This is a genomic window from Kribbella sp. VKM Ac-2571 (assembly GCF_004362255.1).
In the GTDB taxonomy this organism is placed as follows: domain Bacteria; phylum Actinomycetota; class Actinomycetes; order Propionibacteriales; family Kribbellaceae; genus Kribbella; species Kribbella pratensis.
In genome coordinates this window covers 206,912-228,984 of record NZ_SNWS01000012.1, presented here as the reverse complement: position 1 = coordinate 228,984, position 22,073 = coordinate 206,912, and the positions used below count along the sequence as shown (strand labels likewise).

The window sequence follows — 22,073 nt, the reverse complement described above, 5'->3', positions numbered from 1 at the left end:
GAGACAGTCGCGAGGTCATACCAATGGTTACGAGCACCATCGAGCGGGAATCCACCCGCAGCGGCGCCCCGACCGATCGGGCCGCCCGTGAAGCAGCTACCCGGGAACTGATGGAACGCCGGGCCGCGAGCACCGACGAAGTCGAGCGGCAAGAACTTCTCGAACAGGTCGTCGAACTCAACCTCGAAATGGCCAAGGGCATCGCACGCCGGTTCCGCGGGCGGGGCGCCGAGGCCGACGACCTGGAACAGGTCGCTTATCTAGGGCTGGTGAAAGCAGCCCATCACTACCGCCTGGAGGCGGACACCCCGTTCATCGGGTTCGCGATCCCGACCATCCGCGGCGAAGTGAAGCGGTACTTCCGCGACTGCGCCTGGACGGTCCGGATCCCGCGCCGGCTCCAAGAGATGCAGGGCACGATCGCGAGCAAGCTGCCGGAGCTGGAGCAGCAGCTGAACCGCGAACCGACACCCGCCGAACTGGCGGACCACCTCGAGGTCGAGGTGACCGAGGTCGAGCAGGCGCTCGCTGCACGCGGCTGCTTCAACGTGCTGTCGCTCGACCGGCCCGCCGAGGCCGACGCGGAGCTCACGCTCGCGGATGTCGTTGCCGATGACGACGATGCGAGCATCGATCAGCTGGAGACGGTCGAGATGCTGGAGCCGGTGCTTGCCGACCTCGGCGATCGGGACCGGCGCATCCTGCAACTGCGCTTCGTCGAGGGCTGGACCCAGTCGGAGATCGGCGAGGACATCGGCGTCAGCCAGATGCAGGTCTCGCGGGTCCTCCGCCGGATCCTCACCGACCTCCGCGAGAAGCTGGCCCCGGTGCAGACTGCGGCCTAGGCCCTGTCTGGTCCGTCAGCTGTCGGAGTGCCCTGGTGGTAGTACAGGCGCCAGGTGCCGTCGGTCCGTCGCCAGATCGAACTGCGGCGGACCGGCGTACCGCCTGTACGCCGGGACACATAGGTGACATGTACGAGGTCGTCGGCCAGTCGAACGCCGGCGACCTCGTACGCCTCGATCGGGTCTGCGTCGGTGATCTCCCCGGACGCCAACGCGGCAACGATCGCCGCCCGGTCCCACAGCCGGCCGGACGCGCCGACCTCGACGAACTCCGGATCCAGCAGTACGTCGACCTCGGCGGACCCACGCACCTGCGGTAGCAACAACCGCAACTCCGCCTCGACCGCTGTCCGCACCTCTTCGTCCACGACACCGACCTTAGCGATCCGCGACTCGCTGCGGGGCATCTCACTGAGGGTGGTGGCGGGACTGCACAATGGGGGGAGGACGAGGGGATGAGTCGTTGCTGTTGGCCTTGCGGATGTTCAAGACCGTGCCCGCGGACGCGGTCGCGGTTCTGCGCGCGTATCCGCCGATGGTGGTGTGCTTCGCCGCCGCGCTGACCGGCACCGCGGTGGTGTTCGACATCTTCTATCTCGTCGCGAGCCCAGGACTCACGCTCGCGCTTGTCTATACAGTGCCCGTCCTCGCCGGACTGATCGCCGGTCTGGTCGCGGCGGCCGACGACGTCGGGCTCGAGCGCGGCGTACTGCTCCGGACGGTCGGCCTGGCCGTTGCCCTCGGCATCACCAACGCGATTGTCGTCGCGATGATCGCCGCGATGGTCCGCACCGATCCCTCGAACTGGTCGTCCGGCGGCCAGTCGGTCCTGTTCGCCGCCTGCACGGTGCTCGCGGTCGCCGTCTCGATCGTTGCCTGCCGCAAACTGATCGATGCGCTCGGCATCGAACTGAGCACCCGCCTCCCGCACCGCCGGCCGCCTCGCAACCCGCTCGCCGCCCCCGCGGTCGCGAAGGTCCAGCCTCGGGTGAGCAAGGAGTCGGCGGCCCGCGCCAAGCCCGCCCCACCGGCCGCGCCGCTGCCACCTGCCCCGCCCGTCGTCGACGAGGAGGAAACCGTCCCGGTCTTCGTCCCACCACCCCCGAAAGTCGTCGACCTCGACGAGGCCCGCCCGGTCACTCCCTCGGGCCCGGTCACTCCGCACACACCACGCCCCCGCCGTACGACAACCCGCCGGCCCAACAAACCCGGCCGCCGGCCCGGCACCTGACCTCGGGCGAAGCGCCGCACCGCGCGGACGCTAGCTGGAGCTGGAAGACTGTGGCTGGGGAGGCGCCTGTGTGGGATGTGATCGTTGTTGGAGCTGGGCCGGCGGGAGCGGCGGCTGCGATTGGTGCGTTGGCGGCGGATCCGAGTTTGTCGGTGTTGTTGCTCGACCGGCACGAGTTCCCGCGGGACAAGGCCTGTGGTGACGGGATCGCCCCGCACGTACTCGACCTGCTGGCCGGAGTCGGTGTCACGGGCATCCTCGACGACTGGACGCCGGTACGGCGGTTCGTGCTCAATCGTGGTGACGTCGGCGTGGATCGGCAGATGTCCCGGCCGACCTGGGTGGTCCCGCGGATGGTCTTCGACCAACGCCTGGTCGAGGCCGCGCGGACGGCCGGCGCGCAGCTCGTCCGCCGCCGGGTCCGCGGCCTCGAGATCCGGAACCGATCCGTCATCGTGGACGAGGACCTGGACGCGCGCTTCGTTGTCGGTGCCGATGGCGCGCATTCCGTCGTACGGCGGGAACTCGGTCTGCGACCTGGTCCGGTCGCGCTGGCGATCCGTGGCTACGCGCCGACCCCGGCCGCACGCGCGGCGAGTCAGGTGATCGCGTACGGGCCTGGTCGGCAACCGTCGTACGCCTGGTCCTTCGACCGTGGCGACGGGTGGTCGAACGTCGGGTACGGCGAACTGCTGGCCGGCACCCGCCCGACGCGGACCGAGCTGCTGAACCACCTCGAGGCGCTGCTCCCGGGGGCGACCGAAGGCGGGGAGTCGTGGTGGGGTCATCACCTGCCGCTCGCCGGGTGGTCGTGGCGTCCACGCAGCGGGCCGGTGCTGCTTGCTGGGGACGCGGCCGGTCTGATCAATCCGATGACCGGCGAAGGCATCTACTACGCGGTCGCGACCGGTCTGTTGGCGGGCCGGGCGATCGCCGACGCGCTGCGGGCGGGGACGTCGGACGCCGGTACGCCGTACCGCCGGCGCACGACTCGCCTGCTCGCCAGGCATCTTCGCGACACCGCGCTTGTCGCCCAGTTGAGCCGATCGGACCGGATCCTCGACGGCGGTATCCGCGCGGCCGCTGCCGATCAGCAGGTGTTCGACGACCTCGTCGAGCTAGGCCTCGCGGACGGCGGCCTGACGCGGCGTCTGCTCCGCACTCTCTTGCGCTGAAGCCTTGATCGCGTAGTCGGCTGCATCGGTGACGCGTTCGACCGGCCAACCGAGCCGGGCGGCGAGTTCCGCAGCGCGATCCGGTTCCCACAGAACTGCTAGCACTGCTAGGCAGTCCTGAAAGCCGGCGCCGCCGGACATGTCTTCGCTGAGCCGCTCGAAGAACTCCGCCATCTGCGTGAGCCGCTCGCCTGCGGGGGTATCGCGCCCGACGAGCTCGACGCCCTCAGCTGCGGTCGCCGCCCAGTTGTGGTTGGTGCGCGCGCTGACCTCCCACGCTTTCAGCCACACGTCCTCGGCGATCACGTAATGCTGCAGCCGGCGTACGGGGTCGGGCTCGCGGTACACCATCCCGACCCGCTCGAGATAGCCGATCGCTTTCGAGATCGACGCCGGGCTGACTCGCAGCGCCCGGACGAGATCGGCAGCCGTCAGCGTGGGGGAGTCGGATGTATATAGCAGTGCTAGCACGCGCGAGGCCATCCGCGGCAGCCCGCCGTCGACCATCATCGTGGCGAACCGCTCGGCGTATGCCCGCCGCGGCTCGATCGCCTGCGAATCTCCACGCGCGTCCGTGGGCGCGGGGCGGCGTCGGCGGGCGCGGGACGCGGTCGCGTAGTGGGCGTGGTCGGCCCGGTATCCGCCTGCGCCGCCGTTGCGTGCGACCTCCCGGCTGATCGTCGACGTCGGCCGCTGCAGTTGCCGCGCGATCTCGGCGTACCCGAGCCCGTCCGCCAGGCCGGCCGCGATGTCGAGCCGGTCCTGATGACTCAGCCTGCCTCCGGGCATCGACAACCTCCGCGCATTCACTGTCAGCTCATTGCAACGAGTTGCGTTCTCTCACAATCTCATTGCACAGAATGCCATGTTTTACAGGGTTTCACGAGCTCGCCATGGAGTCTGACGATTGCCGATCCAGTGAACGCAACATAGTTTCTATGGCATGGTTCTGACAGTGGACGGCCTGCGGATGCGGTACGGCGATCGCGAGGTCCTGCATGACGTGACGTTCGACGCACGCCCCGGCGAGGTGCTAGCACTGCTAGGTCCGAACGGCGCCGGGAAGAGTACGACGATCGAGATCCTCGAAGGCTTCCGGCTCCGCTCGGCGGGCCGCGTCGAGGTGCTCGGCGTCGACCCGGCCGCGGGTGACGAGCGTTGGCGGTCGCGGATCGGCATCGTGCTGCAGTCCTGGCGCGACCACGGCAACTGGCGTGTTGGAGAGCTTCTCCACCACCTGGGCTCGTACTACGCGCCGTACCGACGCGCCTGGCCGACCGGCGAGCTTCTCGACGCCGTCGGCCTCACCCCGTACACCGGCCAGAAGATCAAGACGCTGTCCGGCGGCCAGCGCCGGCGGCTCGATGTCGCGATCGGGATCGTTGGCCGCCCCGACGTACTGTTCCTGGACGAGCCCACGACCGGGTTCGATCCCGAGGCGCGGTCGGAGTTCCACGAGTTGGTGCGCGGGCTCGCGGCCGAGCAGGGTACGACGATCCTGCTGACCACCCACGACCTCGACGAGGCGAGCAAACTCGCGCATCGCATCCTCGTCCTCGCCGCCGGCCGCATCATCGCCGCCGGCAGTACGGCGCAGCTCACCGAGCTGATCGCGGGGGAGGACGAGGTCCGCTGGTCGGTCGACGGTCAACCGTTCCGGAAGTCGACCGCCGACTCCACGGGGTTCGTCCGCGAGCTCTTCGCGACGTACGGCGACGCGGTCCGCGAACTCGAAGTACGCCGGGCCTCACTCGAAGACACCTACCTCACCCTGGTCCGGGAACAAGCGTGAAAGCGGAGGCAAGCGTGAAAACGGCGAGCGTGAAGACGGGCTGGCGACGTGGGCTGATCGAGTTGCGGCAGTCCTTCACCAACGGTCCCGAACTCTTCAGCCACTTCCTCTGGCCGGTGCTGATGCTGGCCGCGCTCTTCTTCCTCCGGCATCGCGACTTCGGCTCCACCGGCCTCCTGCTCGGCGCACTCGCGCTGCCGAGCATCCTCGGGATGAACGCCGCGATGGGCATGATCAGCATGAGCCAGCAGCTCACCGCCGATCGCGAGGACGGCACGCTGCTGCGCGCCAAGGCCATTCCGAACGGCATGGTCAGCTACCTCATCGGCAAAGTCGTGTCGGTCGCGGGCGGGCTGCTGGCGGATCTCGCGATCCTCCTGATCCCGGGTCTGTTCCTCGTCGAAGGACTCGCGCTCGGATCCGCGCACTGGTTCACACTGGTCTGGATACTGCTGCTCGGCATGGTCGCGACGTTGCCGATCGGCGCGATCCTCGGCTCGATCTTCACCAGCGCGCGTTCCCAAGGCCTGATCCAGTTGCCGATGCTCGCGCTGATCGCGGTCTCCGGCATCTTCTACCCGATCACCGCGTTGCCTGGATGGCTCGAGTGGATCGGCCAGCTCACGCCTGTCTACTGGATGGGCCTCGGCATGCGGTCCGCGCTCCTCCCCGGCGAAGCGGTCGTGGTCGAGGTCGGCGAGTCGTGGCGCCACCTGGAGACGGCAGCAGTCCTCGGGATCTGGGCCGTCGCCGGATTGCTGCTCGCGCCCGTCGTACTGGGGCGAATGGCTCGCCGAGAGTCCGGCTCCAAGGTCGCCGAGCGTCGTGAACGTGCTCTGCAACGAGTCGCATGATGGAGCCATGGAGCAGATGCAGGCGTGGGCAGTCGATCGACCAGGACCCGTCGACAGTGGTCCGCTGCAGCGCGTACGTCGGACCGTGCCAGAGCCCCGCGCCGGCGAAGTACTCGTACAGGTTGAGGCGTGCGGGATCTGCCGGACCGACCTGCATCTGACCGAGGGCGACCTGGCACCGAAGCGCCCGGGTGTCGTCCCAGGGCACCAGGCCGTGGGGCAGGTGGTCGATCGCGGTACGGCGGCCGAGCGGTTGGCGATCGGGGACCGCGTCGGGATCGCCTGGCTGCGCGGCACCTGCGGCGTGTGCGAGTTCTGCCGCCAAGGATCCGAGAACCTCTGCCCGCGCTCGACGTACACGGGCTGGGACGCCGACGGCGGTTTCGCGGAGTACGCCGTGGTGCCGGAGGACTACGCCTACGCGTTGCCGGCGGATCGTCCCGCGGCGGAGCTCGCACCGTGGCTGTGTGCCGGGATCATCGGCTACCGCTCCCTGCTCCGCGCGAACCTGCCGCCCGGCGGCCGGCTCGGTATCTACGGCTTCGGGTCGAGCGCCCACCTCACCGCGCAGCTCGCTCTGACCCAGGGCGCCGAACTGTTCGTGGTGACCCGCGGCGAGCGAAACCAGGCCCTTGCCCGTGAACTGGGTGCTGCGTTCGTCGGGGATCGGCCGCCGGTGCCGCTGGACTCGGCGATCGTGTTCGCTCCGGCCGGCGACGTGGTCCCGGCCGCGCTCGAATCGCTCAAGCCCGGTGGAACTGTGGCGGTCGCGGGTATCTATCTGTCCGACGTACCGGTGCTGAACTACGAACGGCACCTCTTCCACGAGCGCGATCTCCGCAGCGTCACCTCCAACACCCGTCGCGACGGCGAGGAGTTGTTCCGGCTTGTCGCCCGGCTTCCGGTTGCGGCGCACACGACGGTCGTTCCGTTCGATGCGGTCGACCGCGCTCTCTCCGACGTCGCGCACGGCCGCGCGAGCGGGTCCCTGGTCGCCGCCCTGGACAACTGAACCGATGCCGCCTGGACAGCGGCAGAAGTGGCTGAACCGATGCGGTCCGGGCGGCGTTGGAAGGGGTGAACCGGAGCGTTAGAAGTGGGTGAAGATTCCAGCACTGGGCCGTGCCCAACTTCAACGCTGACGGCTAGCTGCGTTAGATTTGATCAAATCTTACCGAGCTGCCAGGGAGCTGAGGGTGCGTATGTGGGCTCTGACCCGCCAACAATGGTCGGTCCTGGCTGACGCACGCCCCCAGACCCGAGCGGACGGCCGGTGCTGAGCAAGGTCCTCGGCGCGGTGGGTGCAGTCCTGCTGATCGTCGGGGTGGTGCTCGCTGTCCGGCCGGTCCATGCCGGCGGCGACGGCTGCGGTTCGGTCTTCCAGCCCGACAAGGGCATCACGCCGATGCAGTGCGACGCCCGGCTGAGCAGCCGCGGCATCCTGGTCACCGGCTTCGGCGCCGGCGGAGTCGCCCTCGTCGTCACCGCCCTCACCGTCGCCGCGGTCCGCGACGGCCGTACCCGCGTCTCCTCCTAACCGCAGTACGCTCCTTACGGCTTGACCTTGACACTGTGTCAAGCCGGAAGGTGGGTGGATGTTCACCATCGGAGACTTCGCGGCGTTCGGGCAGGTGTCGGCACGGATGCTGCGGCACTACGACGCGCTCGGGCTGCTCCGCCCGGCCGTCGTCGACGCGGCAACCGGCTACCGGTTCTACTCGGCCGACCAGTTCAGCCGGCTGAACCGCATCGTCGCCCTCAAGGACCTCGGCTTCAGCCTGCAGCAGGTCGGCGAGATCGTCGACGCCAAGCTGTCCGCCGAGGAACTGCGCGGCATGCTGCGACTGCGGCAGGCCCAGCTCGAGGACGAGTTGGCCCGCAGCGCGGCCCGGCTGACGAGCGTCGAGGCGAGGCTCCGACTCATCGAGAGGGAAGGTCACATGCCCACCGAGGACGTCGTCCTGAAACACATCGCCCCGACCCGGGTCGCCGAACTGTCCGCCATCTCACCGAGCTACGACGGTGCGGACATCGGCCCGGTGCTCCAGCCCCTGTTCGGCCAGCTCTTCGAACGCCTCGGCGCGGCCGGTGTGAACCCGTGCGGTTCGCCGGTCGCGTACTACGAGGACGCCGAGAACGAGACGATCCGCGTCCACGCCGCCGTACCCGTCGAAACAGGTACGACGGGTACGGCGTTGGACGTCGACATCACCGAACTCCCTGGGCTCGACGCCGCCACCATCGTCCACCAGGGCGACATGATGGAGGCCGACCGCAGCATGCAGACGCTGGCCCGGTGGATCGAGGACAACGGCTACCGCAGCCAGGGGTATGCCCGGGAGGTCACGCTCCAGTTCGACATGGAGAACCCGGCGAACTGGGTGCACGAGTTCCAGATCGCGATCACAAAACCAAACTGACCGTCGCAAAAGAGTGTGGCGGGAGCGTCACCCGCAGCCCGCGCGGCTCCGGTTCCACCTTCAGCGGAACCGGAGCCACCGCATCCGGATCCGCGACCGTGTTGTAGGCCTGCGGTTTCGATGCCGTCAGCAACCGTCCGGCAGCCTCGCTGGGCGATCCGCCGCGGAGATCCAGTACGACGTCCAGTGCCGCGGCCGGATCGAGGTTGCTGATCGACACCAGCGCCTGCCCGTCCTTCACCGAGGCGGACGCCGACACCAGGTCCATCGCCTTGCCGTCGAGATCGTAGGTCGCTCCCTCGATCACGTGCACAGGCAAGGACTGCGCGTCGTGATGCCCCTTGTTCATCTCGAAGACGTGGTACGTCGGCGTACGAACGAGTCCCCCTTCGTCGTCGGTGAGCAGCATCGCCTGCAGTACGTTGACCGTCTGCGCGATGTTCGCCATCACGAGCCGCTCCGCGTGCCGGTGGAACACGTCGAAGTGCAGGCTCGCGACCAGCGCGTCCCGCATCGCGTTCTGCTGGTACAGGAACCCGGGGTTCGTGCCCGGCTCCACATCCCACCACGTGCCCCACTCGTCCAGCACGAGACCGATCTTGCGCTCCGGGTCGTACGCGTCCATGAGTGCCGAGTGCGCACGGATGACCCGCTCGATGTCCTGTGCCTTCGACAACGTCCGGTAGTAGTCGTCGACGCTGAACTCGGTCGCGCTGCCTTTGTTCTCCCAGGTCCCCGCGACCGTGTAGTAGTGGAACGAGATCGCCTGGTAGATGTTCTTCGGGTCGCGGCCGCAGCCCAGGCAGCTGATCGACTTCAGCAACGCCTCGGTCCAGTTCAGGTCGTCGTCCGACGCGCCTGCCGCGATCCGGTACAGCTTGTTGTCGCCGTGGTCCTTGAGGAACGTGGCGTACTGCCGCGCCAGGTCGGCGTACGCCTCGGCCCGCAGGTTCCCGCCACAACCCCAGGCCTCGTTGCCGATGCCCCAGAACGGGATCTTCCACGGCTCGTCGCGCCCGTTGGCCTTGCGCTGCCGCACCATCGGGCTGTCGCCGTCGCGGGTCAGGTACTCGACCCACTCGCTCATCTCCCGCACGGTCCCGCTGCCCACGTTCCCGTTCACGTACGGCGCGGCGCCCAGCAGCTCGCACAACGCCATGAACTCGTGGGTGCCGAAGTGGTTGTTCTCCTCGACGTTGCCCCAGTGCGTGTTCACCATCGACGGTCGGTCGGCCTTCGGCCCGATGCCGTCCTTCCAGTGGTACTCGTCCGCGAAACAGCCGCCGGGCCAGCGCAGGTTCGGGATGTTCAGCGCCCGTAGCGCCTCGACCACGTCCAGCCGGATCCCGCCTTCGTTCGGGATCGGTGAGTCCTCGCCGACGTAGAAGCCGCCGTAGATGCATCGCCCGAGGTGCTCGGCGAAGTGGCCGTACAGGTGCCGGCTGATCGTCGGTCCGGGTACGTCGAGATCGATCGCGACGCGTGCTTCAGGCATTGAGCCCTCCTATGTCCTTTAGGTCCTACAGTGGTCCGCATGGGGAAGCCATCGAGTGTCGTGACGATGGCCGACGTCGCCCGGTTCGCCGGGGTGTCGACGATGACGGTGTCGAACGTGATCAACGGCCGGCCGCGGGTCGGGCCGGAGACCCGCGACCGGGTGCTGGCGGCGATCGGTGAGCTCGGGTACCAGGTGAACCTGGCCGCCCGGCATCTGCGCGCCGGCCGCACCGGCGTGGTCGGTCTCGCCGTACCCGAGCTGGAGCGCCCGTACTTCGCCCAGCTCGCCGCCCGCCTCGCCGACCGGTTCGAGACGCACGGCCTGCGGATCGTCACCGAACGCACCGGCGCCAGCCGCGAGGGCGAACTGGACGCGGTCGCGTTCTCGCGGCTGCGGATGTACGACGGATTGATCCTCAGCGTGGTCGACATCGACCCGGGCGAGCTGAGCCAGCTCCGCACCGACGCGCCGGTGGTGATGATCGGGGAGCGGGCGCAGCCGTCGCGTTTCGACCACGTGATGATGGACAACGTCGACGGCGCCCGCCAGGCCACCGCGCACCTGCTCGCGACCGGCGCGCGCCGGGTCGCGATGCTCGGTGGCGATCCGGGCGGCTCCGCGACCATGCCCGCGCTCCGGGCGGAGGGCTACGAGGTCGCGCACACCGAGGCGGGCGTACCGGTCGACCCGGAGCTGAACGTGCGCTCCTCGTTCGGCCTGCAGGACGGGTACGACGGGATCCGGGCGCTGCGCGATCGTGGGATCGCGTTCGACGCCGTGTTCGCGCTGACCGACGTACTGGCGATCGGCGCGTTGCGCGCGCTCGCCGACGCCGGGGTTCGCGTGCCGGACGACGTACAGGTGGTCGGGTTCGACGACATCGACGAGGCGGCGTACCTGGTGCCGTCGCTGTCCACGGTCAACCCCGGGCACGAGGAGATGGCGGACGCGATCACCGCGTTGATGACGGCGCAGCTCGGCAGCCCGGGCCGCGACCCGAAGGAACTCGTCGTCGCCGCGCAGCTGGTTCTCCGCGGCACGACGAAGCCGCGCGGCTGAAGTTTGCTGTCGTCGCACGGCAGTAGGTATATCGATAAACAACCGGTGACACAAGGGCCGTGGTACCAAAGTCGCGTGGGCGCACAACGAGGAACTCTCCCGACGACGGCGACCAGGCGGCGCTCGCCGGTTCGGATCGTGCTGGTCACGCTGGTCGTCGTGGCGGCGCTCTTCGTGGCCTTCCGGGTCGCTGTCCTCTGGTCGTTGGAGGCATATTTCGGCAGCGGGTTCGACCACCGGCGGTTCGACAAACTGGAGACGGCGTTCGATCACACGCGGTTCAGCAAGGCCGAGGCCCGAATGGAAGAGTTGGTGGCCGCCCACCCGCAGGCCGAGCGGATCGTCTGGACCCGTGCGTGGATCTGCGTGCGCGACTCCGGGCGAGCTGAGGTCTGCGAGCGGACGACCCCGGGCGATGAGGCGACGTACCTGGCTCTGCCGAGCGCGGACAGGATCGTGCATCAGTCGAAGGATCAAGACCGCACGTTCTTCTGCTTCTACGGGGAAGACCCGCCGCGCTACACGATCATGCACGCTCCCGACGACACGGACGTGGACGAGTTCGCGGACGACCGCGGATTCCGGAGCACCCGGGCCCTGGAGCCGGGGTGGACGCTTCTGGGGCCCATTCCCGACCTCGACCGTGAAACAGCGCAGTGGCAGTAGGCGACAGCCGCCGCTAGCTCTTGGAGCGTCCGGTGCCCTGCAGGGTCGGTACGTCGCCCGGCTCCTCGTGCACGTTCCACTGCTCGTGGACGCCCTTCACGCCCGGGATCCGCTTGACAGCCCGCCGGGCCGACTTCTCCTCGGCCGCCAGCACGTCACCGGTGAGCGTCACGATGCCGCCGTCGACCCGCACCTGGAGCGCATGCGGATGGCTGACGTGCCGCCCCAACTCGGCCCGCACCCGATCGTGCAGTACGGCGTCGTCTGCCGACCGGCCGGTGACGCGGTACCGCATTCCCATCACCAGACCCCGGCCGTGGTTCGCGGCATCCTGGGACATCCCGCTCAGTCCACCGGCCAACCGGCGTCGCGAGCGGGACGACTTGTCGCGCATCCGCGCACGGCGTGCTCGGCCCTGGTCCGGGTCGAGCAGGTACTCGGTGAGCATCCCGGCGCCGACTCCAACGATGGTCAGGGCCGCTCCGGTGATCATGGGCCTGCCGTGTTTCACTCGCATCGGCCGTCATCCTCTCGAGGTTCGCTTACTCCCCGGAGTACCCATCCGGCCAAAGGCGATTCACGCGGCCAGTAGCGTCGCGATCTGCTTCAGCTGATCGTCCGTCAGGGGGCCGAACTCCATCGCGCGCGCGTTCTCCTCGGCCTGCGCGACGGTCCTGAAACCAGGAATCGGCACCGTCCGCGGGCTCCGCGCCCACAGCCAACCCAGGGCGCCCTGTGCGAGCGTCCGCCCATCGCTCTGCAGTACGTCGCGGATTGCGGACACCTTCTCCCACCATTCCGGCGCCGGTACGCCGCCCTCGTCGAAGTACCGCAGCCAGGCCGGCGGCAGGGTGCGGATGTCCGCGCCGGTCGCGGGCTTGTTCGCGTCCCGGCGGCCGAGGATGCCCATGCCGAGCGGGGTCCGGTTGATGCTCGCCAGGTTCTCGCGCTCGCACAGCGCGAAGAACTCCGGTGCGTCGTGCAGAACGCTCGCCTCGTGCTGAACCGCCGTGCAGTGCTCGCCCTGCGCGAAGAGTTCCGCGCTGTGCACTGTGTCGGTGCTCCACGCATAGCTGCGGATCAGCCCCTCGCGGACCAGTTCCTCGCAGGCCTCGCGCAGCGGCAGTGCGATCTCGTCGGTGGTGTCGAAGTGCAGCTGATAGAGGTCCAGGTAGTCGGTGCCAAGCCGCTCGAGCGACGCCCGTACGGCTTTGTGGACGTACTCCGGGGTCGCGTCCTGGTGGTGCATGATCCGGGTCGACTCGTCGAACGTGTTGCCCCACTTGGTCGCGATCACCACCTGGTCGCGGATCCCGGCGAGCGCCCGGCCCAGTACGCGTTCGCTGTGGCCGGCGCCGTACACGTCCGCGGTGTCGAAGAAGGTCACGCCGAGCTCGACCGCCCGGCGGATCGCCCGCACCGATTCCTCGTCGTCGACCACGCCCCAGCCCAGTGGTTCGCCGGCCGGGTTGCTGAACGGGCCCCCGATCGCCCAGCACCCGAATCCGACCGGGCTGACCTCGATACCTGCTCGTCCCAACGTGCGCATATCCATGCCCTTGAGCCAACCAGCCCCGCCAGTGATCCGTCCAATGAATCTTTTGTGCAGAGTTGATGCATACCACGCATATAACGAAACTGAGGCCTTTACCTACCATTAGCTGTTAGGTAACCTTCCTAACAATTCTGCTCCGCGCCCCCGGAGGTATCTCATGAGACTGCGCCTGCTCGCGCTGGTGCTACCCGTCGGTCTGCTCGCCGCGCTCGGCGGGTCCGCCGCCAACGCTCGGACGAACGCCGACACCCTGCTGTCGCAGGGCAAGCCGGTGATTGCCTCGAGCATCGAGGACGACACCCTGACCGCAGGCAAGGCGGTCGACGGCAGTACGTCGACCCGCTGGGCCAGCACCGAAGGCGTCGATCCGCAGTGGATCCGCGTCGACCTCGGCCAGGCGGCCACCGTCGGAAGGGTCAAACTGAACTGGGAGGCCGCGTACGCGAAGGCGTACCGGATCGAGGTCTCCGACGACGGCACCACCTTCAGCACGATCAAGACAGTTGCGGACGGCAACGGTGCGGCCGACGATCTCACCGGCCTGCAAGGGCATGGGCGGTACGTCCGGGTCGTCGGCACTCAGCGTGGAACGTCGTACGGCTATTCGCTGTGGGAGCTCGAGGTCTACGGGACGACCGACTCGTCCGGCGACACCCAGGCGCCGACGGTCCCGGCCGGCCTGAAGAGCACGGGCGCCACGGCAACGTCCGTCGCCCTCAGTTGGGCTGCGTCGACCGACAACGTCGGTGTGAGCGGGTACGACGTTCTGCGTGACGGTACTGCGGTCGCGACGACGACGAGCACGCAGTACAACGACACCGGGCTGACCGCGAACACGACGTACAAGTACTCCGTGCGCGCTCGCGACCTGGCCGGGAACGTGTCGGCCGCGAGCGAGTCGATCACCGTGACGACATCGACCGGCGGCACCGGTGGGTTCGTGCTCGCGGCGGCCGGCGACATCGCGGACCGCTGTACGGCGTCCGACTCGGACTGCATCCATCCGAAGACCGCGAAGCTGGTCGAGGCGATGAATCCCGCCGCGGTGATCACGATGGGCGACAACCAGTACGACGACGCCCACCTGTCGGACTTCCAGAACTACTACGCGAAGACGTGGGGGAAGTTCAAGAGCATCACCCACCCGATCCCTGGCAACCACGAGACGTACGACGACACGCCGTTCAAGGGGTACCACGACTACTTCGGCTCGATCGCGACGCCGCAGGGCAAGAACTACTACAGCTGGAACCACGGCAACTGGCACTTCATCGCGCTCGACTCGAACGACTTCGTGAAGGAAGAAGGGCTTCGCGAGCCCGTACAGCTCACCTGGCTGAAGCAGGATCTCGCGAGCAACACCAAGGGCTGCATCGCGGCGTACTACCACCACCCGCGGTTCAGCTCCGGCGACCACGGCGACAACCCGGACGCGGACCCGCTCTGGCGGACGCTGGTGTCGGCGAAGACCGACCTGGTGCTGAACGGGCACGACCACCACTACGAGCGGTTCCTGCCGCAGAACGCCGACGGTGACAAGGACGCGAACGGCCCGGTCCAGATCATCGGCGGGATGGGCGGAGCGCCCCTGTACCCGGTGCACGCCGCGCATCCGGCGACGGCGAAGATCATCTCGGACTTCGGCGTACTGAAGCTGTCGATGACCGACAGCACGTTCGCCACGCAGCTGATCGGGCTCGACGGCAAGGTCCTGGACAGCAGCCCGACGTACAGCTGCCACTGATGTACCTCGCATCCGTCGGCCCGCTCCGGACACCACTGCGACGGGTTCCCAGGAATGTCCCTGGAAATGTCGTTGCCTTAGGCATCGTCAGCTTGGTGACCGACGTCTCGGCCGAGACGGTGACCGCGATCCTGCCGTTGTACCTGGTTTTCGGGCTCGGGCTGAACCCCCTGCAGTTCGGCCTGCTCGACGGCCTGTACGCCGGAGCGACCGCCGTACTGCGGTTGGTCGGCGGACATGTGGCCGACCGCTGGCGACGGCTGAAGACCGTCGCCGGCGTCGGCTACGCGCTCTCGGCGATCTCGAAGCTTGGCTTCCTGGCCGCCGGTTCCACGGTTCCGGCGATCGGCGCGGTCCTCGCCGTCGACCGCGCCGGCAAGGGCATCCGGACCGCACCTCGCGACGCCCTCATCTCGCTGAGCAGCGATCCTTCGACGATGGGCCGTTCGTTCGGCGTCCACCGGGCTCTCGACACGATCGGCGCCTTCCTCGGGCCGCTGGTAGCAACTCTCGTCCTGTGGGCGAGCCTGAACGACTACAACTCGGTCTTCGTCACCAGCTTCGCGCTGGCCGCCTGCGGTGTGATCTTGTTGACAGCCTTCGTCCGCGACCAATCCCCGTCGCCGACCCCTCCCTCGCGCGGGCTTCCGATGCTGAGTCTGCTGCGTGATGCGAACTTCCGCCGGTGCTGTGTCTGGGCGGCGGCGCTCGGTCTCTTCACGATCACCGACTCCTTCGTCTACCTCGCCGTACAGCGTCGTTGGGACATCAGCACCAGCTTGTTTCCGCTGCTCCCGTGGGGGACTGCCGGCACGTTCCTCCTGCTCGCGATCCCGCTCGGCCGGCTTGGCGATCGGATCGGTCGCTGGAAGGTCTTCCTCGGCGGACACCTCGCGCTGATCGTCGCGCTCCTGATCGTCTGCGGACCGGTCGGCGCCTGGTGGCTGGTCCTCGCTCTCCACGGTGCCTTCTATGCCGCCACCGACGGTGTGCTCCCGGCCGCCGTCGGTCCGCTCCTGCCCGAAAACCTCCGCGCCAGCGGTCTCGCCGTACTGCAAACCGGGCAGGCACTGGCCCGCATGGCCGCAGCCGTTGCCGTCGGCCTGCTGTGGACTCTCTGGGACCTTCGGCCGGCGCTCCTCGCGTTCACGCTAGCGCTGCTAGCGGTCACGATCGCCGCCGCCATCTTCAGACCGTTGGAGGTACGCCGATGACGTCGAAGCTGTTGGGCTCCGCGATCGGGATCCTCGCACTCCTCGCAGGGGCGATCACGTACGTCGCGCACGCACGCGACGGTGGCGCGGCCGAGAACGCCGTACCGGTTGTCACGGGGCAGCCGATGCGGTTCGACGGCAAGACGCTGTTCTTCCGCAACCTCGCCGAAGGACCGGACGCCGGCAAGCTGGCCGCCGTACCAATGGCCGATCCAGGTGCTGCCCGGCGGGTGGGGGAGTTGCGTTGCGACCGGTTCGCCGCGGCGCACGGTACGGCGATCTGCCTGCGGCTGAAGGCCGGCTCGCTTCCCGCGATGACCGATCTGATCGTGCTGGACGCGAGCCTCCACGAACGCCATCGCGAGACGCTGCCCGGTACGCCGAGCCGCGCCCGGGTGTCGCCGGACGGGCGGTTCGTGAACTGGACGCTGTTCGTCACCGGTGACTCGTACGCCGCCACCGGCTTCTCGACCCGCACCGGGCTGTACGAGGTGGACACCGGGCGGCTGGTGAAGACGATCGAAGAGCTCGCCGTGTTCGTCGACGGGAAGCGGTACTTCGCCTCGGACGTGAACTACTGGGGTATCACGTTCGCTGCCGACGGCAACCGTTTCTACGTGACGATGGCGAGCAAGGGGAAGACGTACCTGATCGAGGCCGACTACCGCGCGTACCGAGGCACCGCGATCGCTGAGAACGTCGAATGCCCCTCCCTGTCACCAGACGGCCGCCGAATCGCCTACAAACAAAAAGTCGCCGACGGCGTCTGGCGCCTCGCGGTCCTGGACCTCGGCACCCGCCGCATCACCCATCCACCCGACTCACGCCCCATCGACGACCAGCCCGTCTGGCAGGGCAACGACACCCTCCTCTACCCGCTCCGGAACTCCGGCAACACCCTCGACGTCTGGTCCGTAGGTATCACCACGCCGGCCAAGCTCCTCATCCCCCAAGCCACCTCACCGTCATTTAGCTAGGGCCCGGGCGGCGAGGGCTCGGTTCATGGCCTCGAACTGGGGCTTGATGGACTTGTTGAGCCACGAGCGGGTGAAGGGGACGGCGGCACCGCTGAACTTCTCCTCCTGGACGAGGTGCGTGCGGCCGTCCGGCAGGGCAGTCAGGCGGAACGAGTGCTCGCCGTCGAAGACGGCGCCGGGCGGGACCTTGCCGATCCAGCGGAGCTCCTGGTTCGGCGTGACGGCGAGCAGTTTCGGCGTGAACTTGGTTTCGCTGCCCTTGGTGTCGCGCAGCACGTTGGTGATGGTGCCGCCGACCGTGAGTTCACCGGTCGACGAGGTGATGAACGGGTTCCAGTCCGGGTAGGCCTGGCGGTCCGTGAGGACCTTCCAGACCTGCTCGGGGGAGGCGTCGATATCGAGCTCGGTGTGCAGGACTAACGGGCGGGCGACCGTGTAGGCGGTCCAACCGGCGACCACGACGAGAACGGCGCCGAGGGCAACGAGGAACTTCTTCATGACTGCTCCGGTCCGAGGGTGCTGTTCACCAGCGCCCTCACGTAGGCGGGATCGATCGGCTCACCGGTGATGAGGAGCCGGTAGTACAGGGCGCCGACGAGCTGGTCGACGACGACGCGCGGATCGGCGTGCGCGGGCATGATTCCGTCCGCCTGGGCGCGGGTGATCGCCGTGGCGACTACCGCGTGGCGCTCGGCCCAGAGCGCGCGCACACCGTTGCCGACGCGCGGCTCGCGGGCGGCCGCGGCGACCAGGTCGGCGATCAGGGTGGTCGGGATGGCGTCGAGCGCAGCGGCGATGCCGGCGACGAAGTCGGTGAGGTCTCCACGGGGGTCACCGGTCGGATCGAACGGTACGGCGCTGGTCAGTTCGGTGATCATCGCCATCACCAGCTCGGCCTTGCTCGGCCACCGGCGGTAGATCGTGGTCTTCGCGACCCCGGCTCGCTCGGCGACCCGGTCGACCGACATCGCGTCGTACCCCCGGGCGCGCATCTCGGCCATCGCGGCGTCGAGCACCCGCCCCTCGACACCGGCGTCCCGCGGCCGTCCTCGTGGCACCATCGCCATCCCCTTTTCGCTACTGCGGTATCGGAAAAGGACTGTAACACGATTTACGGAACTGGAGTAGCGAAAAGAAACGCTGCCATGAACTGTCAGTGTTTGCTGTCACGGTTGACCGTGTGACCTCACGACCTCGGCTGCTGTTGCCCGCAGCCTTCATCACGTCCCTCGGCAACAACATCCAGCTCCTCGGCGCCGCGCTGCTGCTGGTCCGCGCGCAGGGCTCGATGCTCGACGTCGGCTGGCTCTTCATCGCTGTCGCCGTACCGCAGGCCGTCCTCTCGCCGTACTTCGGTCGCCTTGCGGACCGCTTCGACCGGCGCCGCCTGTGGATCATCTGCGACCTCGTCAGTGCGGTGGCCGCGCTCGTTCTCCCGGTCGGACTGGCGCTCGGGGTGTCCCAGCAGCCGCTCGTCTACGCGACCAACTTCGCGCTGGCGGTCATTGCCGCTCAGTTCACGCCGGCCAGTGCCGCACTGATCCGCGAACGAGTCGCCACCGCGCAGCTGCGTCGGTTCAACGCGCACTACGAGATCGCCCTCCAGTGCGGCATGCTCCTGTCCGCTGCCGTCGGTGGAGTCGCGCTCCAGTACTTCGGTCCGAAGCCGCTCTTCACCTTCAATGCGCTGACGTTCGCGTTGTCCGCCGTACTGGTGGTCGCGGTCGGAACGGGACGCCGGCCAGCCGAGTCACTCGGGGAAACAACCCGGGCTGCACGGCCCACCGCGGCACGGGTTCTCCCGCTCGCGCCGCTGGCCTTGCTTTTCGGTCAAGGTCTCGTGGTCGTGACGGTCTTCAATGCCTTGCTTCCGGTGCTGCTGATCGGAGAATGGCATCGCGGTCCGGCTGTCCTCGGCGTGGTCGACGCGCTGGGCGGAGCCGGCTTCCTGCTCGCCGCGGCTGTCTACCGTCGATCCGCGGCCCGCCTCGGTGACCTGAAGCTCGCAGTCGGCGGATTCTTGGTCTGTACGACGTTGTTCGCGCTGCAGCCGCTGTTCGGCGTACCCGTGCTGATGGTGCTGGTGCTGGTGGGCGCCTTCCTGTTCGGGCAGGCACGGATCGCGACGCGGTCGTTGCTGATGACGTCGGTGGACGTGTCGCGGGTCGGACACGCGTTCGGTCTGGCCAACGGGTACGGACTCGCCGCGACCATCGTCGTCATGCTGATCGCCTCGGTCGTCACCGGCCACTCCGACACGCGCTACGGCTTCGCGACCGTCGCCGTGATCAGCCTGCTGGCCGCCGGTCTCGCCGCTGGGTGGATCTCAACCATTGCGCGGCATCGACCAGATGTAACAGTGCTTATATAAGTGCTGTTATGATCCGTGCATGGAGGATCCCACTGAGCAGAGTTTGTGGCGGCCGTTGCACGAGTTGCTGGCGCGGCTCGATGCCGAGATCGGGCAGATCTACCTCGATCGGGACATCAAGGGGCTGAAGCCGACGTACGTGCGGGAACTGCTCCAGCTGCATCTCAAAGGGCCGATGACGATCACCGAGCTGGCCGAGGCGATCGGGCGGACGCACTCGGCGCTCAGCCAGAAGGTGGCCGGGATGCGCGCGGCCGGCCTGGTCCGGACCGTGCCGGGTGCGGATGCGCGGAGCAAGCAGGTCACGCTCACCGCGAAGTCCAAGAAGCTCGTCGAGCTGCTCGCTGCCGAGTGGCGGGCGACCGAGGCCGCGATCGCCGAGCTCGAGGCCGAGCTGCCGTACCCGATGACCCAGGTCGTCCGCGATGTCGAGGAAGCACTGGCCCGGAAGAGCTTCCACGACCGGATCGCGGAGAAGCTGCAGTGAAGCACACGTTCATCGACCTCGGGCCGCTGAAGGTCCTGACGTACCGGCGGTTGTGGATCGGGCAGGTGCTGTCGGGGTTCGGCGGTCAGCTGACCTTCGTCGCGGTGATGTTCCAGGTCTGGGACCAGACCGCGAGTCCGGCCTGGACCGGCGCGGTCGGACTGGCGCAGGCGTTGCCGTTGATCGTGCTCGGCCTGTTCGCGGGCACGCTCGTCGACCGGCTCGAACGGCGCAAGATCTACCTGCTCACCACGATCGGGCAGTTGCTGACCGCAACTGTCATGGCCAGCCAGTTGGTGATCGGTCGGGTCCCGGTGGGGGTGCTGCTGGCGCTGGTCGCCGTACAGTCGGCGTTCGCCGCGACAGCCGGACCGGTGGCGCGGACCGTGCTGCCGCAGCTGCTGTCGCGTGACCAGTTGGCCGCCGGGATCGCGCTCAACCGGATCGGGTTCCAAGGTGCGATGCTGCTCGGGCCGGCGCTCGGTGGCGTGATCGTCGGCACCTGGGGAGTCGGCGTCTGCTACCTCGTCGACGCGGTGAGCTTCCTCGCCGCGCTGTACGGCGTACTCGGGCTGCCGCGGATGAAGATCGAGGCCACTGCGAAGCCGGGGCTGCGCGGGGTCTGGGACGGGTTGACGTTTGTCGTCGCGACGCCGGTGATCCGGGGTGCGTTGATCACCGACCTGGCCGCGACCGTGCTGTCGATGCCGATCAGTCTGTTCCCGGTGATCAACGCGGAGCGGTTCGGAAACAACCCGCGGACGCTCGGGCTGTTCCTGACCGCGATCGCTGTCGGCGGGGTCGCCGCGTCGTTGTTCTCCGGGTCGTTCACCCGATTGCCTCGGCACGGGCTGGTGATGTTGTGCGGTTCGGCCGGGTGGGGGATTGCCCTGCTGCTGTTCGCGTTCTCGCCGGCCGCGTGGCTGGCGTTGGTGTGCCTCGCGTTCGCCGGTGCGGCGGATACCGTCGCGGTCGTCTCCCGCAGCACGATCGTCCAGTTGCACACGCCGCCCGAACTGCTCGGCCGGGTCAGTGCTGCCGAGCAGATCGTCGGTCAGGCCGGCCCCGATCTCGGCAACCTCCGCGGCGGCGTGGTCGCGCAGCTCACCTCACCGGTGGCCTCGCTCGCCTCCGGAGCATTGCTGTGTGTCGCAGCCGTCGCCGCGGTCGCGGCCAGTACGCCGGGGTTGCGGCAGCCTGCGGTCACTCAGGACGCGTGAGACCGACCGTACGGAAGCCGGCGTTGCCCATCGAGGACTCAGGCGTGTTCGATGAGCGGGCGGCGTTGCGGTAGCGGTTGCAGTACGAGTCGTGGCAGAGGTACGAGCCGCCACGCATCACCCGGGCCGCGCCGAGCGATGGTCCGGGCGGGTTCTCGGCGGGGGAGAACTTGTAGTAGCGCGGGCCGAACCAGTCCGCGCACCACTCCCACACGTTGCCGACCATCTGCCACAGCCCGTAGCCGTTCGGCTGGAAGGTGCGGACCGGCGCAGTGGTCAGGTAGCCGTCCTCCTCGGTGTTCGTCCGCGGGAACTCGCCCTGCCAGATGTTGCACCGCCACTCGCCGTCGGTCGCGTTGTCGATCAATTCGTTGCCCCACGGGTACCGCAGGCCCTCGAGACCTCCGCGGGCGGCGTACTCCCACTCGGCCTCGGTCGGCAGCCGTCGCCCCGCCCACTTGCTGTAGGCGACCGCGTCGTTCCAGCTGACGTGGACGACGGGATGGTCGTCGAGTCCGTCGAGATCGGACCGCGAGCCGCCCGGATGTCGCCAGTCGGCGCCGCGGACGCCGACCCACCACGGGGTCCCGGATGCCGGTCCCATCACCTCGTCCGGTTCGGCGGCCAGGGCGAGATGGAACACTGCCGAGTAGCCGAAGGTCTCGGCCTCGGTGCGGTAGCCGGTCGCATCGGCGAAGCGGGCGAAGTCGGCGTTCGTCACGCTGGTCGCGTCGATGCTGAACGACGCCAACTCGACCTGATGCACCGGCGTCTCGCCGTCGGCGGCGTTCTCGTCCCCGTTGCTGTTACCCATCGCGAACGAGCCACCACTGAGCACAACCTGCTCGACCCCATGCTCCCCGCGTGCGTCCGAGACCGGCGGAGGTGCCGCCACCTCAGCGCGTGCGGGCGCACAACAGGACGGACGGTCATCGCTCATGCGAGCAAGCTTAGGTCGGCTGCAC

Annotated in this window: 24 protein-coding genes; 16 read left to right on the top strand and 8 right to left on the bottom strand. The window is 68.3% G+C overall.

All coding sequences use genetic code 11. The features are described from left to right. The first annotated feature begins 23 nt into the window (after window positions 1–23). Entirely contained in the window at window positions 24–845 is an 822-nt protein-coding gene (locus tag EV651_RS26055; RefSeq protein ID WP_133787873.1) for a SigB/SigF/SigG family RNA polymerase sigma factor, read from the top strand. Here EV651_RS26055 and EV651_RS26050 read toward each other — a convergent pair. Then, the gene (locus EV651_RS26050; RefSeq protein ID WP_133787872.1) at window positions 842–1,252 is read right to left on the bottom strand and encodes a DUF4440 domain-containing protein; all 411 of its coding nucleotides are present in this window, start codon (window positions 1,250–1,252) and stop codon (window positions 842–844) included. The two genes, EV651_RS26055 and EV651_RS26050, sit on opposite strands and share 4 nt — an antisense overlap. Before the next feature lie 56 nt (window positions 1,253–1,308). On the opposite strand from EV651_RS26050, the gene EV651_RS26045 reads away from it, so the two are divergent. Both EV651_RS26045 and EV651_RS26040 read left to right on the top strand, forming a co-directional pair. Continuing rightward, on the top strand, window positions 1,309–2,076 hold the full coding sequence (locus tag EV651_RS26045; RefSeq protein WP_238157195.1) for a hypothetical protein: 768 nt from the start codon (window positions 1,309–1,311) through the stop codon (window positions 2,074–2,076). A 68-nt stretch (window positions 2,077–2,144) separates the two neighbouring features. After that, complete coding sequence (locus EV651_RS26040; protein WP_238157194.1) at window positions 2,145–3,251, top strand: NAD(P)/FAD-dependent oxidoreductase; 1,107 nt, start codon at window positions 2,145–2,147, stop codon at window positions 3,249–3,251. Here EV651_RS26040 and EV651_RS26035 read toward each other — a convergent pair. Beyond that, window positions 3,195–4,040, bottom strand: a complete 846-nt coding sequence (locus tag EV651_RS26035) for a GbsR/MarR family transcriptional regulator (protein WP_133787870.1) — start codon at window positions 4,038–4,040, stop codon at window positions 3,195–3,197. The two genes, EV651_RS26040 and EV651_RS26035, sit on opposite strands and share 57 nt — an antisense overlap. 154 nt (window positions 4,041–4,194) lie before the next feature. Here EV651_RS26035 and EV651_RS26030 point away from each other — a divergent pair, with 154 nt between their 5' ends. The 5 genes from EV651_RS26030 (at window position 4,195) to EV651_RS26010 (ending at window position 8,317) form a co-directional block, all read left to right on the top strand. After that, on the top strand, window positions 4,195–5,043 hold the full coding sequence (locus EV651_RS26030) for an ABC transporter ATP-binding protein (protein WP_133787869.1): 849 nt from the start codon (window positions 4,195–4,197) through the stop codon (window positions 5,041–5,043). 14 nt (window positions 5,044–5,057) lie between these two features. Beyond that, on the top strand, window positions 5,058–5,897 hold the full coding sequence (locus EV651_RS26025) for an ABC transporter permease (RefSeq protein ID WP_133787868.1): 840 nt from the start codon (window positions 5,058–5,060) through the stop codon (window positions 5,895–5,897). Between the two features lie 7 nt (window positions 5,898–5,904). Further along, window positions 5,905–6,909: a zinc-dependent alcohol dehydrogenase family protein gene (locus EV651_RS26020; RefSeq protein WP_238157193.1), complete on the top strand. Its 1,005-nt coding sequence runs from the start codon at window positions 5,905–5,907 to the stop codon at window positions 6,907–6,909. Window positions 6,910–7,170: 261 nt separating this feature from the next. Next, window positions 7,171–7,434, top strand: a complete 264-nt coding sequence (locus tag EV651_RS26015; RefSeq protein ID WP_133787867.1) for a hypothetical protein — start codon at window positions 7,171–7,173, stop codon at window positions 7,432–7,434. A 58-nt stretch (window positions 7,435–7,492) separates the two neighbouring features. Continuing rightward, window positions 7,493–8,317: a MerR family transcriptional regulator gene (locus EV651_RS26010; protein WP_133787866.1), complete on the top strand. Its 825-nt coding sequence runs from the start codon at window positions 7,493–7,495 to the stop codon at window positions 8,315–8,317. Here EV651_RS26010 and EV651_RS26005 read toward each other — a convergent pair. Beyond that, window positions 8,301–9,812, bottom strand: coding sequence for an alpha-N-arabinofuranosidase (locus EV651_RS26005; RefSeq protein WP_133787865.1), 1,512 nt, complete (start codon window positions 9,810–9,812; stop codon window positions 8,301–8,303). The genes EV651_RS26010 and EV651_RS26005 overlap by 17 nt on opposite strands. A gap of 39 nt (window positions 9,813–9,851) precedes the next feature. Between EV651_RS26005 and EV651_RS26000 the strand changes: the two genes are divergently transcribed. After that, complete coding sequence (locus EV651_RS26000) at window positions 9,852–10,874, top strand: LacI family DNA-binding transcriptional regulator (protein WP_133787864.1); 1,023 nt, start codon at window positions 9,852–9,854, stop codon at window positions 10,872–10,874. 75 nt (window positions 10,875–10,949) lie between these two features. Further along, window positions 10,950–11,540, top strand: a complete 591-nt coding sequence (locus EV651_RS25995; protein WP_133787863.1) for a hypothetical protein — start codon at window positions 10,950–10,952, stop codon at window positions 11,538–11,540. A 13-nt stretch (window positions 11,541–11,553) separates the two neighbouring features. Here the strand turns inward: EV651_RS25995 and EV651_RS25990 are convergent, their stop codons facing one another. Together EV651_RS25990 and EV651_RS25985 are read right to left on the bottom strand one after the other, a co-directional pair. Further along, window positions 11,554–12,033, bottom strand: a complete 480-nt coding sequence (locus EV651_RS25990) for a BON domain-containing protein (RefSeq protein WP_166658790.1) — start codon at window positions 12,031–12,033, stop codon at window positions 11,554–11,556. Between the two features lie 84 nt (window positions 12,034–12,117). Continuing rightward, the gene (locus EV651_RS25985) at window positions 12,118–13,095 is read right to left on the bottom strand and encodes an aldo/keto reductase (protein ID WP_133787861.1); all 978 of its coding nucleotides are present in this window, start codon (window positions 13,093–13,095) and stop codon (window positions 12,118–12,120) included. 157 nt (window positions 13,096–13,252) lie between these two features. Here EV651_RS25985 and EV651_RS25980 point away from each other — a divergent pair, with 157 nt between their 5' ends. The 3 genes from EV651_RS25980 to EV651_RS25970 are packed head-to-tail and all read left to right on the top strand — an operon-like array spanning window position 13,253 to window position 17,030. Next, on the top strand, window positions 13,253–14,839 hold the full coding sequence (locus EV651_RS25980; protein ID WP_133787860.1) for a discoidin domain-containing protein: 1,587 nt from the start codon (window positions 13,253–13,255) through the stop codon (window positions 14,837–14,839). After that, on the top strand, window positions 14,839–16,053 hold the full coding sequence (locus EV651_RS25975; RefSeq protein WP_133787859.1) for an MFS transporter: 1,215 nt from the start codon (window positions 14,839–14,841) through the stop codon (window positions 16,051–16,053). Before EV651_RS25980 ends, EV651_RS25975 begins: the two co-directional genes overlap by 1 nt. Beyond that, a complete protein-coding gene (locus EV651_RS25970) occupies window positions 16,050–17,030 on the top strand; it encodes a PD40 domain-containing protein (RefSeq protein ID WP_133787858.1) in 981 nt (326 codons plus the stop codon). The genes EV651_RS25975 and EV651_RS25970 overlap by 4 nt, the downstream gene beginning before the upstream one ends. Here EV651_RS25970 and EV651_RS25965 read toward each other — a convergent pair. Continuing rightward, window positions 17,019–17,528, bottom strand: a complete 510-nt coding sequence (locus EV651_RS25965; RefSeq protein ID WP_133787857.1) for an SRPBCC domain-containing protein — start codon at window positions 17,526–17,528, stop codon at window positions 17,019–17,021. The genes EV651_RS25970 and EV651_RS25965 overlap by 12 nt on opposite strands. Further along, window positions 17,525–18,091, bottom strand: coding sequence for a TetR/AcrR family transcriptional regulator (locus EV651_RS25960; protein WP_133787856.1), 567 nt, complete (start codon window positions 18,089–18,091; stop codon window positions 17,525–17,527). Before EV651_RS25960 ends, EV651_RS25965 begins: the two co-directional genes overlap by 4 nt. A gap of 119 nt (window positions 18,092–18,210) precedes the next feature. Here EV651_RS25960 and EV651_RS25955 point away from each other — a divergent pair, with 119 nt between their 5' ends. From EV651_RS25955 to EV651_RS25945, 3 genes are read left to right on the top strand one after another with little or no spacing between them, the layout of a single operon-like run. Continuing rightward, window positions 18,211–19,401: an MFS transporter gene (locus tag EV651_RS25955; RefSeq protein ID WP_133787855.1), complete on the top strand. Its 1,191-nt coding sequence runs from the start codon at window positions 18,211–18,213 to the stop codon at window positions 19,399–19,401. A gap of 19 nt (window positions 19,402–19,420) precedes the next feature. After that, a complete protein-coding gene (locus EV651_RS25950) occupies window positions 19,421–19,888 on the top strand; it encodes a MarR family winged helix-turn-helix transcriptional regulator (RefSeq protein WP_133787854.1) in 468 nt (155 codons plus the stop codon). Beyond that, window positions 19,885–21,108, top strand: a complete 1,224-nt coding sequence (locus tag EV651_RS25945) for an MFS transporter (protein ID WP_133787853.1) — start codon at window positions 19,885–19,887, stop codon at window positions 21,106–21,108. Before EV651_RS25950 ends, EV651_RS25945 begins: the two co-directional genes overlap by 4 nt. On the opposite strand, the gene EV651_RS25940 is transcribed toward EV651_RS25945, so the two are convergent. Continuing rightward, window positions 21,092–22,048, bottom strand: a complete 957-nt coding sequence (locus tag EV651_RS25940; RefSeq protein WP_133787852.1) for a formylglycine-generating enzyme family protein — start codon at window positions 22,046–22,048, stop codon at window positions 21,092–21,094. The two genes, EV651_RS25945 and EV651_RS25940, sit on opposite strands and share 17 nt — an antisense overlap. Window positions 22,049–22,073: the final 25 nt, after the last annotated feature.

Excerpts from the sequence above, each read along its gene's own strand:
- EV651_RS25950 (WP_133787854.1), top strand. The coding sequence starts at position 19,421 with ATGGAGGATCCCACTGAGCAGAGTTTGTGGCGGCCGTTGCACGAGTTG.
- EV651_RS26020 (WP_238157193.1), top strand. The coding sequence starts at position 5,905 with ATGGAGCAGATGCAGGCGTGGGCAGTCGATCGACCAGGACCCGTCGAC.
- EV651_RS26055 (WP_133787873.1), top strand. The coding sequence starts at position 24 with ATGGTTACGAGCACCATCGAGCGGGAATCCACCCGCAGCGGCGCCCCG.
- EV651_RS25985 (WP_133787861.1), bottom strand. The coding sequence starts at position 13,095 with ATGGATATGCGCACGTTGGGACGAGCAGGTATCGAGGTCAGCCCGGTC.
- EV651_RS26030 (WP_133787869.1), top strand. The coding sequence starts at position 4,195 with ATGGTTCTGACAGTGGACGGCCTGCGGATGCGGTACGGCGATCGCGAG.
- EV651_RS26050 (WP_133787872.1), bottom strand. The coding sequence starts at position 1,252 with ATGCCCCGCAGCGAGTCGCGGATCGCTAAGGTCGGTGTCGTGGACGAA.
- EV651_RS26000 (WP_133787864.1), top strand. The coding sequence starts at position 9,852 with ATGGGGAAGCCATCGAGTGTCGTGACGATGGCCGACGTCGCCCGGTTC.
- EV651_RS26005 (WP_133787865.1), bottom strand. The coding sequence starts at position 9,812 with ATGCCTGAAGCACGCGTCGCGATCGATCTCGACGTACCCGGACCGACG.
- EV651_RS25980 (WP_133787860.1), top strand. The coding sequence starts at position 13,253 with ATGAGACTGCGCCTGCTCGCGCTGGTGCTACCCGTCGGTCTGCTCGCC.
- EV651_RS26010 (WP_133787866.1), top strand. The coding sequence starts at position 7,493 with ATGTTCACCATCGGAGACTTCGCGGCGTTCGGGCAGGTGTCGGCACGG.
- EV651_RS25970 (WP_133787858.1), top strand. The coding sequence starts at position 16,050 with ATGACGTCGAAGCTGTTGGGCTCCGCGATCGGGATCCTCGCACTCCTC.
- EV651_RS25960 (WP_133787856.1), bottom strand. The coding sequence starts at position 18,091 with ATGGTGCCACGAGGACGGCCGCGGGACGCCGGTGTCGAGGGGCGGGTG.
- EV651_RS25975 (WP_133787859.1), top strand. The coding sequence starts at position 14,839 with ATGTACCTCGCATCCGTCGGCCCGCTCCGGACACCACTGCGACGGGTT.
- EV651_RS25965 (WP_133787857.1), bottom strand. The coding sequence starts at position 17,528 with ATGAAGAAGTTCCTCGTTGCCCTCGGCGCCGTTCTCGTCGTGGTCGCC.
- EV651_RS26035 (WP_133787870.1), bottom strand. The coding sequence starts at position 4,040 with ATGCCCGGAGGCAGGCTGAGTCATCAGGACCGGCTCGACATCGCGGCC.
- EV651_RS25940 (WP_133787852.1), bottom strand. The coding sequence starts at position 22,048 with ATGAGCGATGACCGTCCGTCCTGTTGTGCGCCCGCACGCGCTGAGGTG.
- EV651_RS25990 (WP_166658790.1), bottom strand. The coding sequence starts at position 12,033 with ATGATCACCGGAGCGGCCCTGACCATCGTTGGAGTCGGCGCCGGGATG.